The sequence below is a fragment of the Paenibacillus sp. J53TS2 genome, assembly GCF_018403305.1.
Lineage (GTDB): Bacteria > Bacillota > Bacilli > Paenibacillales > Paenibacillaceae > Fontibacillus > Fontibacillus rhizolycopersici.
Genome location: NZ_BOSK01000005.1, coordinates 1 through 15,010, shown reverse-complemented (window position 1 = coordinate 15,010; position 15,010 = coordinate 1). Strand labels below are relative to the sequence as shown.

Sequence of the window (15,010 nt, the reverse complement as noted above, 5' to 3'; positions counted from 1 at the left end):
TCTATCTATTCTACGTTCGAGGATTTCAAGGATCCAATCGCCGTGATCGCTTGGGTCAAATCGATGTTTCCCGTGTACAGCGCTTTGCCCACGATCGCCCCACCGATCCCTTGATCCGCATGCGCCGCGAGTCGCAGCAAATCGTCCTGCACCGTCACCCCGCCGGAGGCAATCACGGTTTTGCCGGATGCCTGAGCCAGCGATAGGATCGCTTCAACGTTAGGACCTTGCATCATCCCGTCGCGGGAAATGTCCGTGAAGATAAACGTCTCCGCCCCTTTGGCGGCCAACTCCTTCGCCAGCACTTCGGCTTGGACCTCGGATGTTTCCAGCCAGCCGCGCGTGGCGACAAGGCCGTTCCGGGCATCGATGCCGATGGCGACCTGATCGCCGTAAGTGCCCAGCACCGCTTCGGTAAACGCGCGGTCTTCGATCGCCGCCGTGCCGAGAATGACCCGGCTTACGCCCAGCGACAGCAGGCGTTTAACGTCATCCAACGTGCGCAGCCCGCCGCCGACCTGCACCGGCACTTGCACGCTGCGGGCAATTTCGCCGATCAGCTCGTCGTTGACCGGATGTCCGGCCTTGGCGCCGTCCAAGTCGACCAAATGAATAAACGACCCGCCTTGCGCTTCCCAGGAACGGGCCACTTCCACCGGATTGGCATTATACACCGTTTCGCGATCATAATCGCCTTGGACCAGACGCACGCATTGCCCCCCGCGAATATCGATAGCTGGATAAATCATAAAAGATGACATGGATGAAAACGACCTCCCGTCGTAGTTGATCTGAAAACTGCGATGTAATCGTGTAATGATTGCGTTGACTGCAATCGTAGGAATTGATGTGGTGACAGCAATAATCGGATTTGAAGCAACACCTGCAATAACGGTAATTTATGGCGCTATTTCGGCGCGTTCATGCAGTTTGAGCGAAAATAGCGGTATTTTCTGGCGTTATTTAAGCCAAATCGCTGGTTTTGAAGCAACTTGCCCCATAATAACGCCACTATTTACCGCTAATCACCCGCAAACCCTGCCGACCCGCAAAAATAAAGCCATAAATTACCGTTAAAAACGGATCGGATGCAATGTGAAACCTACGCTTCCACCTGCCGCCGCTCCACCAACGTCAGGAAGTTGCGCAGCAGCGCCATGCCAAGCTCGCCGCTCTTCTCGGGATGGAACTGCATCCCGAACACGTTGCCGCGGCCGACGATGGCGGTCACCGGATGGCCGTAGTCGGTCACGGCCAGCACATCCTCTTGCTGCTCGGCTAACACGTGGTAGGAGTGGACGAAGTAGACATGTCCCTCTTCCAGCCCCGCGAGCAGCGGGTTCTCCGGCTGCCGGAACGCCAGCCGGTTCCAGCCCATATGCGGCACCTTGTACCCTTCGGTGCCCGCAAACCGCACCGCTCGGCCCGGCAGCAAGCCTAGCCCCTCGTTCCGCCCATGCTCTTCGCTTTCGCCGAAGAGCAGCTGCATCCCGAGGCAGATGCCGAGCAGCGGCACACCTTGACCGGCCGCCTGCCGCACCACGGCGTCCAGACCCGACGCGCGCAAATGCTCCATTGCGTCGCCGAAAGCCCCAACGCCCGGCAGCAGCACGCCGTCCGCCGCCAGGATCTCCGCCTCGTCCGCGGTGACGCGGCCTTCGTAGCCGAGGCGCTCTACCGCTTTGCTAACGCTATGCAGGTTGCCCATCCCGTAATCCACGATGGCGATGTTCATTGCGTTACAGCACTCCTTTCGTCGACGGCACCCCGCTGACTCGCGGATCGATGCTCGTCGCCTCATCCAGCGCCCGCCCGAGCGCTTTGAACACCGCCTCGATCATGTGGTGCGTGTTCTGACCGTAGTGCACAATCACGTGCAGCGTGATCCGCGCCTCCAGCGCCAGCTTCCACAGAAACTCATGCACGAGCTGCACATCGAAGCTGCCGACCCGATCGGAAGGATATTCCGCGCGATATTCGAAATGCGGCCGGTTGCTAACGTCGATCACCACTTGGGCCAACGCTTCGTCCATCGGAATGAACACGCTCGAATAGCGTTTGATTCCCTTTTTGTCGCCCAACGCCTCCCGGATCACCTGACCCAGGCAGATGCCGATATCCTCCACCGTATGATGGTCGTCGATCTCAATATCGCCGCGTGCTTGGACCGATAAATCAAAATGTCCGTGTTTGGTGAACAAATCGAGCATATGGTTCAAAAAAGGCACGTCCGTTTCCAATTGAGCGCTCCCGCTACCGTCCACCGCAAAGCTCAACTGGATATCGGTTTCATTCGTCTTGCGGCTGACGCTCGATTGTCGAGCCGCCGTTCCCTCGTTATTCAAATTAGCCATGTTCGTTCCCCGCCTTTCCTTCCTGCTGCAGCCGGACCTCGATCGCCCGGGCGTGGCCTTCCAGGCCTTCCCGCCGCGCCAGCTCCATAATGGTCGCCCCGTTCTCCAGCAGCGCTTCCTTGCTATAGTAAATCAAACTGGATTTCTTAATAAAATCGTCCACATCGACGGGCGACGAGAATCGCGCCGTGCCGTTGGTCGGAATGATATGGTTCGGTCCGGCGAAATAATCGCCAACCGGCTCCGAGCTGTACGGCCCGAGGAAAATCGCCCCGGCATTCTCCACCCGCCCCAGATAACCCATCGGATTCTCCACGATCAGTTCAAAATGCTCCGGCGCCAGCTGATTAATCACGTCGATTCCTTCTTCGATCGAATCGACGAGTAGAATCGCGCCGTAACGCTCGATCGAAGCTCCGGCAATCGCCTTGCGCGGCAGCGCGGCCAGCTGCCGCTCCACCTCGGCCTGGCACGACTTCGCAAATGCCTCCGACGGCGTCACGAGGATCGCCGACGCCATCTCGTCGTGTTCGGCCTGGGACAGCAGATCCGCCGCCACATAGGCGGGATTGGCGCTGTCGTCGGCCAGCACGGCGATTTCACTAGGACCGGCGATACTGTCGATATCGACGACGCCGTACACTTCGCGTTTCGCCAACGCGACGTAGATGTTGCCCGGCCCGCAGATTTTATCGACGGGCCGGATCGTGTCGGTGCCGTACGCGAGCGCGGCAACCGCTTGAGCCCCGCCGACCCGGTAGATTTCGTGCACGCCGGCTTCCGCCGCGGCCACGAGGATATACGGGTCGATCCCGGCTTTGCCGCCCGTCGCCGGCGGCGTCACCATCACGATCTCCGGCACGCCCGCCACCTGCGCGGGGATCACGTTCATGAGCACGGAGGAAGGGTAGGCCGCCTTCCCGCCAGGAACGTAAACCCCGACGCGCTTCAGCGGCCGGATGATTTGTCCCAGCAAGCTCCCGTCCGGCTGCAAATCCATCCAGGAATTGCGTTTCTGCCGGGCGTGGAACGCCCGAATATTCGCGGCCGCTGCCTGAATCGCGGTAACGAACGACGGCTCTACCACGTCATACGCCGCTTTCAGCTCCTCCTTCGTCACACGCAGCCCCGACGCTTCCAGCTTCATGCCGTCAAATTGCTCTGTGTAACGAAGCAACGCCGCATCGCCTTCCATTTTGATCGCCTGGACGATCGTCTTCACCGCTTCGTTCTGTTCTGGCGATCCGTATTCCACTTCCCGCCGCAAATCAAACTCCTCTGCCGATACCAGTTTCATCATCCGGCATCCCCCTGCTTTCCTCACATATATCGTTTCTCGTCGCACCTTAAGCCTGCTTGACCTCATCCCGCCGAATCACCTTGCTCAGCGCATCGCATACGGCTTGAATCTCGGCGTTCTTCATCCGGTAGCTGACGCGGTTGGCGACCAAACGGCTGGTGATGTCAAAAATCTTCTCCATCTCGACCAACCCGTTCTCCTTAAGCGTCTGCCCGGTTTCAACCATATCGACAATCCGATCGGCCAAACCGATCAACGGCGCCAGCTCAATCGAGCCGTTCAGCTTGATCACTTCAACCTGTTGCCCATGCTCACGGAAAAATTGCGATGCCACGTTCGGATATTTCGTCGCGACTCGCTGCTGGATCCCCGGTTTCCAATCCGGCAGCGCGATGACCGACATGCGGCAGCGAGCAATGCCGAGATCGAGTAACTCGTAAACGTCCCGGTTCTCCTCCATTAACACGTCTTTGCCGACGATGCCGATATCGGCCACCCCATATTCTACATAAGTCGGCACGTCAACCGGCTTCGCCAGAATAAACTCCATGCCGATATCCGGAAGTGGAATGACCAGCTTGCGGGTTTCGTCCACATCGTCCGGAATCTGAATGCCCGCCTCGCGGAACAAGGCGGATGCTTTCTTATTAATACGCCCCTTGGGCATGGCGACTTTGATGATCTGTTTCAATGGATTGCGACCTCCTTGCAGGCACTATCTTGCCTTGAGTCAAAAGCTAACAAACGTCAGGATATCGCCGTACGATGCTCCGAGCGGTCCTGCCTTTCGTGAGGATTCCGGCGCACTTAGCAAATCCTCCGGACCCTCGGCACGGCGCATCAGCACGCTGCGACCTTCTCCGCGCAGCCGTTCCGCTTCGGTGAACGCCCGCTTCCGGTTCGGCGCATCATACTGCAGCAAGTCCGGCAACTCCGCTTCGCTTGCAAGGCCCCCCACTCCGTCCAGAATCCGATTCGTCTTCAGCGAGAAGCCCGTCGCCGGCGCGGGGCGGCCGAACTGCTGCAGCAAATTGTCGTACCGTCCGCCGCTGCACACCGGGAAACCCAGCTCCGCCGCATATCCTTCAAACGTCATGCCTGTATAATAGGAAAAGTCCCCGATCATCGTGAGGTCGATCATCACATGTTCGGCTACGCCAAAATCCTCCAGCGCCTCCCACACCTGGCAGAGATGGCGGATCGACGTTTGGGCGAGCGGATTTCCGCTCAGCTCCAACGCTTGGCCGCAGATTTCCTTCCCACCGCGCAAGCGGAGAATTCCCTCCAGCTCGTCACGTTGCTGCGGCGACAGGGATAATTCCGCCAGCGTCTCTCGGTAACCGACGTAATCGCGGTGCAGCAGCCCGTCTTTGAGCGCCTCTTGAATATCTTCACGGCCTGGAACCACATCTTCCAGCAGGCCGTTCAGGAAGCCGACATGCCCGACGGCGATCTTAAACGACTTTACGCCAGCGGCCTGCAGCGAAGCTACCGCCAAGGCAATCACCTCGGCGTCCGCATCCGGGGAATCATCTCCGACCAGTTCCACTCCGGTTTGAAAAAACTCCGCCTCCCGTCCCGCCTCTTCCTCAATCGCCCGGAACACGTTGGCGTGATATGACAAGCGGAGCGGCAGCGGTTCTTCTTTGAGCAAAGAAGAGACGACACGGGCGATCGGCGCCGTCATATCGGAACGGAGCACCATCGTGGTGCCCCGATTATTCAGCAATTTAAACAGTTTCTGATCCGACGTCGAGCTGGCTACGCCTACCGTATCGTAATATTCCATTGTTGGCGTCATGATCTGCCGGTAACCCCAACCGGCCATGCAATCCAGCACGCGCCGTTCGATGGCCCGCAGTTTATCCACGGCAAAAGGCAGATAGTCGCGGACACCCGCCGGTTTTTCAAAGCCTTTTGGTTTCGACAAGTGTTTCACCTCACCGTTCTTCTGTCATACATCAATTTTTTCTTTATTATATTAAAGTGCTACCATACTACCAAAGTAAAGAGTAGCCCAATTTTATCATATTTTCTTTTGGACCGTCAATCGCTTCTTCCTCTCTATGTCCTTCCCTAAAGTATTCCCCAAGCCGGTGCCGAAACCCTTGCTCCTTGCCGAAAAAACGCAACAAACCGGTCTGGTAACCCAGACCGGCAGAGGATGCTCAAAGTTACATATTTACGCCAACCGAGGAACTTTGGCCGCTTTCCCGCCGCCCGGACGGTTTATTTTTGCGCAAGGAAGCCGGCACATTCCCGAGAAACCACGCAGCGAACGGCAACCGCCGGAAGCAGAACTGCACGAACGCCCAGGATAGGAACAACGCTCCCAATGAGCCGACTACGATATAGAAGAGATAGCCGAACGAAGCGCCGGGCAGCCTTTGTTCGCTCCAGAAAAGCCGATAAACGAACAGGACAAACGGATGAAACAAATAGATGCCAAAGGAGAGCTCACCCAGTCGGGTCAGCGATCGGGTCCATAAGCCTGAGCCTTTTCGCTGGATATAAAATGCCGCCTTCATTAATACCAATGCGGAAAATAAGGAGTGAACGTTCCATAATAACTCAAACCAAAGAGAGTTCGGCGAACTGAGGCCCTGACGGAACGAATACCAGAGCTGGACATGAACCAGGGCGATTGCCAGCCATCCCATCCATAAAGCAGCCGTCCATCCCTTTTGGAGCTTCGGCAGCGCTTTCCATTCCATCGTGAGCCAGATTTTGATTTTGCCAAAATAGATGGCCAATACTGCACCAAGCATGTAATAACCCATATAAGAAATCGCGAAGCTTGCTTTATTCGGCAAATGCAGCTCGTATTTGTTCAAGAACACGAATCCCCATTGCAGCGCGAGACCGCAGGGGAGAATCAGAGCGAGCAGCACGCGGTGATTGCGAAAGGATTGAAATAACCACAAGAAGAGCGGAAACAACAGATAAAACTGAATGCTGATAAACACGAAATAGAGATGGGTGTAGGCCGTGCCGGTCAGCAGCGCCGTCCCCAGCGACTTTAGCTCGTACATCTTGGAATTATTGATGAAATCATGGCGGTAGAACGCCACAAGCAGAAAATAACAGCAGGAGACCAATACATATGGCAAGAGGATATAAGTTAGGCGTTTCTTGTAGAACTTGCCCACCAACTTGCGACTGATCGGCTGATCGTAGTAATTGTAGAAGAGCACGAAACTGCTGAGGAAGATAAACGACGGGGTTCCGATTTTGAAAAAAATGTTCATCCAATTATAAAAGTAGTAGACCGGTGAATTCAACGCTTGTTCCGCCGCCGCGAACGAGGAAGCATGTACCTGGATCACGCTGATGATGGCTAATGCCCGAAAGATGTCCAGCTGCGGCAAACGCTCTTTGACCACCTTGCTCACTCAACCAACCCCTATTCATAATTAAGAAGAAGCCTTATTTATGTACTAGACGCCCGTTTTTGGCAAAAGTTTCTATCGTGTGCTCTTTTCACTATACCAGAAGTTGGTCCATCGTAAAACCGTTTGACCTTCTTCGCCGTCTTTAACTACAGGGAATGAAATTACCGGCCGGCAATCCCTATTCGCTGCATTTCATATGGGAAGGAAGGGGCCCGAATTGGAAGAGAGAGAATGGGCTGCCGCTGCCTGCAGCGGAGACGAACAAGCCTTTTACCAGTTGATATCCATCCATCGGCGAAAGCTCTACGGCATCGCCTACAGCTATCTGCGCAACGAAGCGGACGCCTTGGAGGCGATTCAGGAAACGGTGTGCAAGGCTTGGATCAAATGCCGGCGCCTAAAGGATCCTGAAGTCGTTCCCGGTAAACAATCGATCGAGGTACGCTTGTATATGCATCAAAGTGCTGAATCCAAGATAGCGATGCCATACCGCGTTGAGGATCATTTTACGGACGATAAAGGGAACACCTATCGAATTCTGAGCGAAAATGACTTCCCCTCGTATCGTCTTGATGACGACGTGGAGACGATCAGTTTCAAACTGGAGTCGCGTCAATATTCCCAACCGCTGAACTTCACGCTAACGGAAACCTTGGACTACAAACCCCAACAATTCAAGATCCCACTCAAATAATACGCAAAAAGCGGTCCCGATCGGCAAGTCGCCGGTTCGAGGCCGCTTTTTTTAATTCAGCTTAACTTCTAACGCTTGCCACAATGCTTATATCCGCCAAAATCACCGTTTTGCAATTCTAACACTGACCACAATGCTTATTGTCTCTATTTTCTGCCGTAATCAGGTGTTTTCCTCGAAATAGCGTTGCTCAGCGTCGTTAGAATCTCAACAGCGCCGAATTGGTCACAATAGCGTTCCTAGTCAGCTAGCGTTAGCGCACCAGCATATGTGTCTCGCTCGTTAAGATACATCGAGATCGAGTTACTCCTCCATGCAACCTGACTAGCCGAGTCTTACTGCCACTTCGAGCTCCCTAGGTCATGCGTGCATCAACTAGGGCTCTTCCGCTCCAGCACCCGCAGCGGATTACCGCCGACAAAGGTGCCCGGAGCCACGTCTTTATGTACCACTGATCCGGCCGCGACAACTGCGCCGTCCCCGATCGTGACGCCAGGGAGAATGGTGCTGTTCGCCCCAATCATTACCTCGTCGCCAATCCGTACCTCACCCAATCGGTATTCCTTGATCAGGTACTCATGGGCCAGGATCGTTGTGTTGTAACCGATCACCGAGTTACGCCCGACGGTTATCAACTCCGGAAAAAATACGTCAACCATCACCATCAGCCCAAACGCCGTATGCTCGCCGACCTTCATACCCAAAACCCGTCGATAAATCGCATTCTTAACGGAAAGAATCGGGCAGTACCGGGCAATTTGGATAAAAATAAAATTGCGGACGCCCTTCCACGGGCTTACCGTTCGGTATAGCTGCCAAAGCGCGTTAGGCCCTTCGACCGGATACCGTTTGACTTGTCTCACGACTTCACCGGCTCCCAACCTAAGATACCGTAAAGATCGGTCATATCCTGGAGGATGTAGTCAGGATCATACTTACGCAGCACCGCTTCGCCTTTCAAAGACCAAGCCACACCGGCAGACTGCACGCCGGCCGCCTTCGCACATTGCAGATCTGCCGCACTGTCACCAACCATCAGCGTTCGCGCTGGATCGGCGTTCAACTCGCGCAGCGCCGTCAGAATCGGTTCGGGATGCGGCTTGGGATGCTTCACGTCCTCCACCGTTACGATTGCCTTCATATACGGTTTGAACCCGAACATGTCCAAGGCGAGCAGCGTTGTTTCCTTGATCTTTGTCGTGACGATGCCCATCGTGATCCCCCGTTCGTGCAGCCTTGAGATCACTTCCTTCACATGCGGAAAGTCACGGATCAGTTCATCATGACGTTCCCGATTGTATTTCCGGTAATCCGCCACCAGATCGGCGACGTCCTGCCTACCCGAGAAAGTCTGCAGTTGATGCTCCAGCGTCATCCCCATATGTGGGATCATTTCTTCCCGGGTATGCGGCTTCAAGCCGTTCTTCTCAATGACATGCTCAAATGTCGTAATAATCAGTTCGTTGGTATTAATGATCGTTCCGTCTAAATCAAATAACACGGTGTCTATCATGCAGTCGCTACTCCTTCTTCTCTTCCGGAACTTCCGGTTGTTCCTCCGTTGTCTTGGCCGGCTCCACCTTCACCGGTTCGGCATTTCCAACTGCTCCTGGCACCTCCACAGCGGCTACCTTCGTGGAAATAATCGGATCGCTGTAGTACGGCAAATCACTTACCGTACGGCGTCGCACAATAATGAAAATAACAGCGGCAATCACAATCCCAATGGCGAGCAGTTGCGAAATACGGACGTTACCGTAAGACGGGGCCAGATAGCCCAACTCAAAGCCGAACCAGGTCATCGGCGACCACAGCCCGTTCACGAACGAAGCGAGCCAAGCAGCCCCTTGGAAAGCCAGGCTGTCGGTCCGCAGCGCTTCAATGAAGAACCGTCCGATCGAATACCAAATGAAATACGACGCGAACAATTCACCAGACCGCAGAAACTTCTGTCTGCGCAAGATGAGAAGCAAGATCAATCCCACCAGGTTCCATAACGATTCATATAAAAACGTAGGGTGATGGAACGTCCCCTGCACATTCATTTGATTTACGATAAACGACGGCAGGTGCAGGCTATTTCGCAAAAATTCTTCGGTCGTCGGGCCGCCATAAGCTTCCTGATTGACAAAGTTCCCCCAACGCCCAATCATTTGCCCGATAATGAGCCCCGGGGCACAAATATCAGCAATTCTCCAGAAATTATATCCACGGCGCCGAACAAAGATCACCGCGCAAATAATCGCACCGATGAGCGCTCCGTAAATCGCGATACCGCCGTTCCAGATCTTAAAGACATCCCAGAAGTTATTTTTGTAATCGTCCCACATAAATGCGACGTAATAAATCCGCGCGGCAATAATTGCCGACGGCACCCCCAGCAACAGCAAGTCCATAAAGAATTCCTGGGGAATGCGGAATCGCTTCCCTTCCCATACCGCTAACAGAAGGCCAACCAATGCAGCGCTTCCTAGAATCAGCCCATACCAGTGTACTTTCAAGCCCCCGATGGAAAATGCGATCGGGTCCAATAACAAAGTGCCCATCGTTCACGCTCCTAATCCAAATCGTCGATATCTTCCGCAATCGTTTCGGTCAGTTTTGTCGTAAACTGCAGCGCGGCGTTATACCCCATCCGCTTCAAACGGAAGTTCATCGCAGCCACCTCGATGATAACAGCCAAGTTCCGCCCCGGGCGTACAGGAATCGTGGCCAACGGCACATCGGTATCGATGATTCGCGTCGTCTCCTCATCCAGCCCCAACCGATCATATTGCTTCTCCTGCTGCCAAGCTTCCAATCTGACCACCAGCGTAATCCGCTTATTGTTACGGATCGCCCCGGCGCCAAACAACGTCATGACATTGATAATCCCGACACCGCGGATTTCCAACAGGTGACGGATCAGTTCGGGTGCCGAACCATGCAATTGATTGTCCGAGGTTTGCCGGATTTCTACGGCATCGTCCGCAATCAGACGGTGACCGCGCTTCACCAGCTCAAGTGCGGTTTCGCTCTTCCCGATACCGCTGCTGCCCGTAATCAGCATCCCTACGCCATAAACATCGACGAGAACCCCGTGAATGGTCGCCGTTGGCGCCAGCTTCCGTTCTAGAAAACTCGTGATCCGGCTCGAGAGTATGGTTGTGGCCATGCTGCTGCGAAGAACCGGGATTTGCTTCTCCGAACTGATTTCAATTAATTCTTCCGGCACATTCCAAGACCGAGTGACGATAATGCAGGGAGTTTCCTCACTGCTGCATAAACGCTCCATACGATCTCTGCGCTCTTTCTCCGGAAGCATCTCAAAGAAAGCCAACTCCGTTTTCCCCAAGATCTGAACGCGCTCCGGCGGATGGTATTCAAAATAGCCGGCCATTTCCAGACCCGGACGATACAGATCATCCACCGTGATCGCACGCTTTAAGCCCTGCTCTCCGGAAACCACCTCGAGCCCGAACTGGTTAACCAATTCGGATACTTTCACTTTTTTAGCCATGGTGCTCTTCCTTTCCCCTGCCGGCATCCCCAACGGGTTCCTCGTCTCAACAAGCTCCGGCTCCAATATAAGCTGCCATTACGGCATTCATTCATCTTGTTACAGGATCACTCAATGTATTCATCGTAAAGGAAATTGTCACGTAAATCAATCATTGCCCCGGGAGCAACCCCGGGTTCCATGTTTCGGAGCTGTCAATCCTCCCGCTTAACAAAAAAACCGCCCCGAAGGGCGGTTTCTTCAACGCTTAACGGTTTAGCCGAAGAATACGTTGCGTTCTGTTTCTTTGTCGAAGATATGAATTTTGTTCATATCGATCGCCAGTTTAACATTGTCACCTTCACGCGTGTTGGAGCGGCCGTCTACGCGAGCGATCAGGCCGTCGCCGCCAGCACCGTTCAGGTACAATTGCATTTCGTGACCCAGGTTTTCCGTCAGGTACACGTTAGCGGTGAATGCAGTTTGCGGCGAAGCTTCCAGGAATACTGGCTCTTCATGGATGTCCTCAGGACGAATACCCATGATGACTTCTTTGCCGATGTAGCCTTTTTCTTTCAGAACGGTTGCTTTACCTTGAGGCACAACAACGTCCATGTTGTTCGCTTTGAAACGAACTGTACCGGCTTCTTCTGCCAGAGTACCGTTTACGAAGTTCATCGTAGGGGAACCGATAAATCCAGCAACGAAGATGTTGCCCGGTTGGTTGTACAGCTCTTCTGGAGAAGCAGCTTGTTGGATGATACCGTCGTGCATAACCACGATGCGGTCACCCATCGTCATAGCTTCGATTTGGTCATGGGTTACGTAGATGCAAGTGGTTTCCAAACGTTTAACCAGTTTCGTGATTTCCGCGCGCATTTGACCGCGCAGTTTAGCATCCAAGTTGGAAAGCGGTTCGTCCATCAGGAACACTTGAGGATCGCGGACAATTGCGCGGCCCAAGGCAACCCGTTGACGTTGACCACCGGAAAGAGCTTTAGGTTTGCGATCCAGCAAATGCTCGATGTCGAGGATCTTTGCAGCTTCACGAACGCGTTGGTCGATTTCGTCTTTCTTCACTTTACGCAATTTCAAACCAAACGCCATGTTTTGATAAACGTTCATGTGCGGATACAACGCGTAGGATTGGAATACCATCGCGATGTCGCGGTCTTTCGGAGCAACGTCGTTCACGACGCGGTCGCCGATGTACAATTTACCTTCAGTAATTTCTTCCAAACCAGCGATCATCCGAAGAGTTGTGGATTTACCGCAACCAGATGGACCTACCAGTACGAGGAATTCTTTATCCGCAATATCAAGGTTGATGTCTTCTACGGTTGCTTTTGCAGCACCCGGGTATTTTTTGAAAATGTGTTCTAAGCGTACGCCTGCCATGTGTTTGGCCTCCCATAAGTAAATTTGTTGGTAAGGGTTCTATGACCTTTATGAAATCGGATACATTTTATATTTATATATTAGTCGATAGGAGTTCACCCATCCATCCACATACTGCACAAAAAACTCATGGCCTTTTCGTCACTTTATACAATAAGAGCTCCAGCTTGACCAAAACAGCGTCGTTAAACGTCCGCACATCCAGTCCGGTCTCCTGTTTGAATTTATCAATCCGATATAATAAGGTATTCCGGTGAATATAAAGCCGTTTGGCGGTTTCGCTAACATTACAGTCCAACGCAAAAAACGTCTCCAGCGTCGTCAACGTCTCCTCGTCTTGCAACAGGCCGGCACGGTCCCCAAGCTCCAGGGTGAACTGACGGCGTTGCTCCTCCGGGATACTGTATACGAGCCTCTCCAACTTCAGCTCCCAAGGCAAGTGGATTTGATCGGTAATATTAAACACTCGACCGAGGGCCAGTGTCTGACGCAAGAACAACGTGGCGGATGCCAACTCTGTCTCCCCGATTAATGTGCCCCCTACCGTCAGATGAAATCCCCCGACCCATTCGTTGGTTACGAGCTCGTATAGCCCTTGGCAAAGCGCGCCCAGCAGGTCTCGTTCTGTCTCCGCCGCTTCTTCGCTCTCTTCCCGCAAGCTCACAAACAGCTCTTCGGCCAGCAGGATCAGCCAATCCTCTTTCAGCGGGATTAAGATCACTTCACCGCCGAAATAACTCTTCAAGAGCTTGTTCAGTTTCGAAAAAGAAAGGGCCTGACCTTGCCCCGAACTCTCCCAATTCAGCAAAAAGGGCAGCATTCGTCCCTTCAGCTTCGGCTTCATGGAATAATGCTCGGGAAGCGGCTGGTTTAGTTCTCCCAACTCTATACGCTCCTGCAACCATTCCCCTAGTTGAATGCTGCGTGTCTCATCGTCTCGCTTCGGGCTTGGTATCATATGAGACGATTCTCGAGCCGCGGACAAAAGCAATTGAATGAGTTGCGCCTCCGCCTCGGTTACCTGGGAAAGCTCCGTCTCAAGCACGCGAACGTTTCCTTGCTGGCGTTCCACGAGCCATACCCACCGATGCTCGATACGAAAAGGACCGGAACTCCGGCCATCTGAATTCGGAATGGCGTCGTTCCAGGCCTGTAATTGCCACACGCTCTCCGATAATGACGTACCGATAACGCTCTCCACTTGCTGTATCAGCCATTTGATTTCCATAGCGTTGCCTTTCTCTCCATGCATTTTAGTGTTGATTAAATTCATTTTATCATACCCGCTGGTGTAAACGTAAATCCCGCTTTAGCGCAAAAAAGCCGTCAACCCTAAGGTCAACGGCTTTGGATATGAGCCATGAAGGACTCGAACCTTCGACACCCTGATTAAAAGTCAGGTGCTCTACCAACTGAGCTAATGGCTCATAAAAACTGGTGGAGGCTGATGGATTCGAACCACCGAACTCGTCAGAGAACAGATTTACAGTCTGCTGCGTTTGGCCACTTCGCTAAGCCTCCATATGAATTATGCTACCCGAATTACCCGAAAATAATGTAGGAGCATAAAAGTGGCTCGGGACGGAATCGAACCGCCGACACGAGGATTTTCAGTCCTCTGCTCTACCGACTGAGCTACCGAGCCATAGGTTTTACAGAAAAATTCCAAAAAAATAAAGCGGTGAAGTTGGTCACTTTCCCACTTTACGGTGGAAATATTTAAATAAATGGCGGAGCCGACGGGATTCGAACCCGCGGTCTCCTGCGTGACAGGCAGGCATGTTAGGCCTCTACACCACGGCTCCGCGTGAAGTAAATGGTGCCGGCGAGAGGACTTGAACCCCCAACCTACTGATTACAAGTCAGTTGCTCTACCAGTTGAGCTACACCGGCACGGTGTAAAAATGATTTGTTTGCAAGGTGTCGATGATGGTGGAGGCTGAGGGGATCGAACCCCCGACCCTCTGCTTGTAAGGCAGATGCTCTCCCAGCTGAGCTAAGCCTCCGAGATGTTATGGTAGCGGCGGAGGGGATCGAACCCCCGACCTCACGGGTATGAACCGTACGCTCTAGCCAGCTGAGCTACGCCGCCACAATATAAGCTTGTACAAATGGCGGAGAGAGAGGGATTCGAACCCTCGCACCGCTTACGCAGTCTAACCCCTTAGCAGAGGGTCCCCTTATAGCCACTTGGGTATCTCTCCAAGCCATAAATTCAAGGTTTAATCCTTGAAAACTGGATACGAAACGGTTTTGCGTGTTAGATTTTTGGATAAGCCCTCGACCGATTAGTACCTGTCAGCTCCATACATTGCTGCACTTCCACCTCAGGCCTATCAACCTCGTCGTCTTCAAGGGGTCTTACTAATTGGGAAATCTCATCTTGAGGGGGGC

15 protein-coding genes, 8 tRNA genes and 1 rRNA gene are annotated in these 15,010 nt (G+C 53.4%); 2 read left to right on the top strand and 22 right to left on the bottom strand.

The genetic code is table 11. From position 1 onward, the window contains the following. Positions 1 to 5 precede the first annotated feature (5 nt). Positions 6 to 761, bottom strand: a complete 756-nt coding sequence (hisA, locus tag KJS42_RS12515; RefSeq protein WP_213623032.1) for a 1-(5-phosphoribosyl)-5-[(5-phosphoribosylamino)methylideneamino]imidazole-4-carboxamide isomerase — start codon at positions 759 to 761, stop codon at positions 6 to 8. Positions 762 to 816: 55 nt separating this feature from the next. On the opposite strand from hisA, the gene KJS42_RS12510 reads away from it, so the two are divergent. Beyond that, positions 817 to 1,077, top strand: coding sequence for a hypothetical protein (locus KJS42_RS12510; protein ID WP_213623031.1), 261 nt, complete (start codon positions 817 to 819; stop codon positions 1,075 to 1,077). A 25-nt stretch (positions 1,078 to 1,102) separates the two neighbouring features. On the opposite strand, the gene hisH is transcribed toward KJS42_RS12510, so the two are convergent. From hisH to KJS42_RS12480, 6 genes are all read right to left on the bottom strand, one after another. After that, on the bottom strand, positions 1,103 to 1,735 hold the full coding sequence (gene hisH, locus KJS42_RS12505; protein ID WP_193417298.1) for an imidazole glycerol phosphate synthase subunit HisH: 633 nt from the start codon (positions 1,733 to 1,735) through the stop codon (positions 1,103 to 1,105). Between the two features lie 4 nt (positions 1,736 to 1,739). Then, the gene (gene hisB / locus KJS42_RS12500; protein ID WP_193417299.1) at positions 1,740 to 2,354 is read right to left on the bottom strand and encodes an imidazoleglycerol-phosphate dehydratase HisB; all 615 of its coding nucleotides are present in this window, start codon (positions 2,352 to 2,354) and stop codon (positions 1,740 to 1,742) included. Next, entirely contained in the window at positions 2,347 to 3,651 is a 1,305-nt protein-coding gene (gene hisD / locus KJS42_RS12495; protein WP_213623222.1) for a histidinol dehydrogenase, read from the bottom strand. The genes hisB and hisD overlap by 8 nt, the downstream gene beginning before the upstream one ends. Before the next feature lie 49 nt (positions 3,652 to 3,700). Further along, the gene (gene hisG / locus KJS42_RS12490; RefSeq protein WP_445259980.1) at positions 3,701 to 4,321 is read right to left on the bottom strand and encodes an ATP phosphoribosyltransferase; all 621 of its coding nucleotides are present in this window, start codon (positions 4,319 to 4,321) and stop codon (positions 3,701 to 3,703) included. 63 nt (positions 4,322 to 4,384) lie between these two features. Next, the gene (locus tag KJS42_RS12485; protein ID WP_213623029.1) at positions 4,385 to 5,584 is read right to left on the bottom strand and encodes an ATP phosphoribosyltransferase regulatory subunit; all 1,200 of its coding nucleotides are present in this window, start codon (positions 5,582 to 5,584) and stop codon (positions 4,385 to 4,387) included. 244 nt (positions 5,585 to 5,828) lie between these two features. Further along, on the bottom strand, positions 5,829 to 7,046 hold the full coding sequence (locus KJS42_RS12480) for an acyltransferase (RefSeq protein WP_213623028.1): 1,218 nt from the start codon (positions 7,044 to 7,046) through the stop codon (positions 5,829 to 5,831). 217 nt (positions 7,047 to 7,263) lie between these two features. On the opposite strand from KJS42_RS12480, the gene KJS42_RS23160 reads away from it, so the two are divergent. Continuing rightward, positions 7,264 to 7,740, top strand: coding sequence for a sigma factor (locus KJS42_RS23160; protein WP_244868468.1), 477 nt, complete (start codon positions 7,264 to 7,266; stop codon positions 7,738 to 7,740). 371 nt (positions 7,741 to 8,111) lie between these two features. On the opposite strand, the gene KJS42_RS12470 is transcribed toward KJS42_RS23160, so the two are convergent. The 15 genes from KJS42_RS12470 to KJS42_RS12400 all read right to left on the bottom strand — a co-directional run. Then, positions 8,112 to 8,603, bottom strand: coding sequence for an acyltransferase (locus tag KJS42_RS12470; protein WP_193417304.1), 492 nt, complete (start codon positions 8,601 to 8,603; stop codon positions 8,112 to 8,114). Then, on the bottom strand, positions 8,600 to 9,253 hold the full coding sequence (ppaX, locus tag KJS42_RS12465) for a pyrophosphatase PpaX (RefSeq protein ID WP_213623027.1): 654 nt from the start codon (positions 9,251 to 9,253) through the stop codon (positions 8,600 to 8,602). Before ppaX ends, KJS42_RS12470 begins: the two co-directional genes overlap by 4 nt. A gap of 7 nt (positions 9,254 to 9,260) precedes the next feature. After that, positions 9,261 to 10,286 (bottom strand): prolipoprotein diacylglyceryl transferase, encoded by a 1,026-nt coding sequence (lgt, locus tag KJS42_RS12460; protein WP_213623026.1) that lies wholly within the window; start codon positions 10,284 to 10,286, stop codon positions 9,261 to 9,263. Between the two features lie 11 nt (positions 10,287 to 10,297). Continuing rightward, the gene (gene hprK, locus KJS42_RS12455) at positions 10,298 to 11,239 is read right to left on the bottom strand and encodes an HPr(Ser) kinase/phosphatase (RefSeq protein WP_155606902.1); all 942 of its coding nucleotides are present in this window, start codon (positions 11,237 to 11,239) and stop codon (positions 10,298 to 10,300) included. 255 nt (positions 11,240 to 11,494) lie between these two features. Further along, positions 11,495 to 12,616 carry an ABC transporter ATP-binding protein gene (locus KJS42_RS12450; protein WP_155606901.1) on the bottom strand — a complete coding sequence of 374 codons (1,122 nt, stop codon included), beginning with the start codon at positions 12,614 to 12,616 and terminating at the stop codon, positions 11,495 to 11,497. Positions 12,617 to 12,743: 127 nt separating this feature from the next. After that, positions 12,744 to 13,889, bottom strand: coding sequence for a PucR family transcriptional regulator (locus KJS42_RS12445; protein WP_213623025.1), 1,146 nt, complete (start codon positions 13,887 to 13,889; stop codon positions 12,744 to 12,746). Positions 13,890 to 13,970: 81 nt separating this feature from the next. Next, positions 13,971 to 14,043 (bottom strand) — tRNA-Lys (locus KJS42_RS12440). Between the two features lie 8 nt (positions 14,044 to 14,051). Further along, positions 14,052 to 14,137, bottom strand: a tRNA-Tyr gene (locus KJS42_RS12435). A gap of 51 nt (positions 14,138 to 14,188) precedes the next feature. Continuing rightward, a tRNA-Phe gene (locus tag KJS42_RS12430) sits at positions 14,189 to 14,261 on the bottom strand. 83 nt (positions 14,262 to 14,344) lie between these two features. Next, positions 14,345 to 14,421: transfer RNA gene (locus KJS42_RS12425), tRNA-Asp, on the bottom strand. 12 nt (positions 14,422 to 14,433) lie between these two features. Continuing rightward, positions 14,434 to 14,509 (bottom strand) — tRNA-Thr (locus tag KJS42_RS12420). Positions 14,510 to 14,546: 37 nt separating this feature from the next. Continuing rightward, positions 14,547 to 14,622, bottom strand: a tRNA-Val gene (locus KJS42_RS12415). A 9-nt stretch (positions 14,623 to 14,631) separates the two neighbouring features. Beyond that, a tRNA-Met gene (locus KJS42_RS12410) sits at positions 14,632 to 14,708 on the bottom strand. A gap of 20 nt (positions 14,709 to 14,728) precedes the next feature. Continuing rightward, positions 14,729 to 14,820, bottom strand: a tRNA-Ser gene (locus tag KJS42_RS12405). Positions 14,821 to 14,884: 64 nt separating this feature from the next. Next, positions 14,885 to 15,010, bottom strand: a 23S ribosomal RNA gene (locus KJS42_RS12400); the annotation flags it as partial.

Coding starts and splice junctions, on each gene's coding strand:
- hisA (WP_213623032.1), bottom strand. CDS start 761: ATGTCATCTTTTATGATTTATCCAGCTATCGATATTCGCGGGGGGCAA.
- KJS42_RS12510 (WP_213623031.1), top strand. CDS start 817: ATGATTGCGTTGACTGCAATCGTAGGAATTGATGTGGTGACAGCAATA.
- hisH (WP_193417298.1), bottom strand. CDS start 1,735: ATGAACATCGCCATCGTGGATTACGGGATGGGCAACCTGCATAGCGTT.
- hisB (WP_193417299.1), bottom strand. CDS start 2,354: ATGGCTAATTTGAATAACGAGGGAACGGCGGCTCGACAATCGAGCGTC.
- hisD (WP_213623222.1), bottom strand. CDS start 3,651: ATGAAACTGGTATCGGCAGAGGAGTTTGATTTGCGGCGGGAAGTGGAA.
- hisG (WP_445259980.1), bottom strand. CDS start 4,321: ATGCCCAAGGGGCGTATTAATAAGAAAGCATCCGCCTTGTTCCGCGAG.
- ppaX (WP_213623027.1), bottom strand. CDS start 9,253: ATGATAGACACCGTGTTATTTGATTTAGACGGAACGATCATTAATACC.
- lgt (WP_213623026.1), bottom strand. CDS start 10,286: ATGGGCACTTTGTTATTGGACCCGATCGCATTTTCCATCGGGGGCTTG.
- hprK (WP_155606902.1), bottom strand. CDS start 11,239: ATGGCTAAAAAAGTGAAAGTATCCGAATTGGTTAACCAGTTCGGGCTC.
- KJS42_RS12450 (WP_155606901.1), bottom strand. CDS start 12,616: ATGGCAGGCGTACGCTTAGAACACATTTTCAAAAAATACCCGGGTGCT.
- KJS42_RS12445 (WP_213623025.1), bottom strand. CDS start 13,889: ATGAATTTAATCAACACTAAAATGCATGGAGAGAAAGGCAACGCTATG.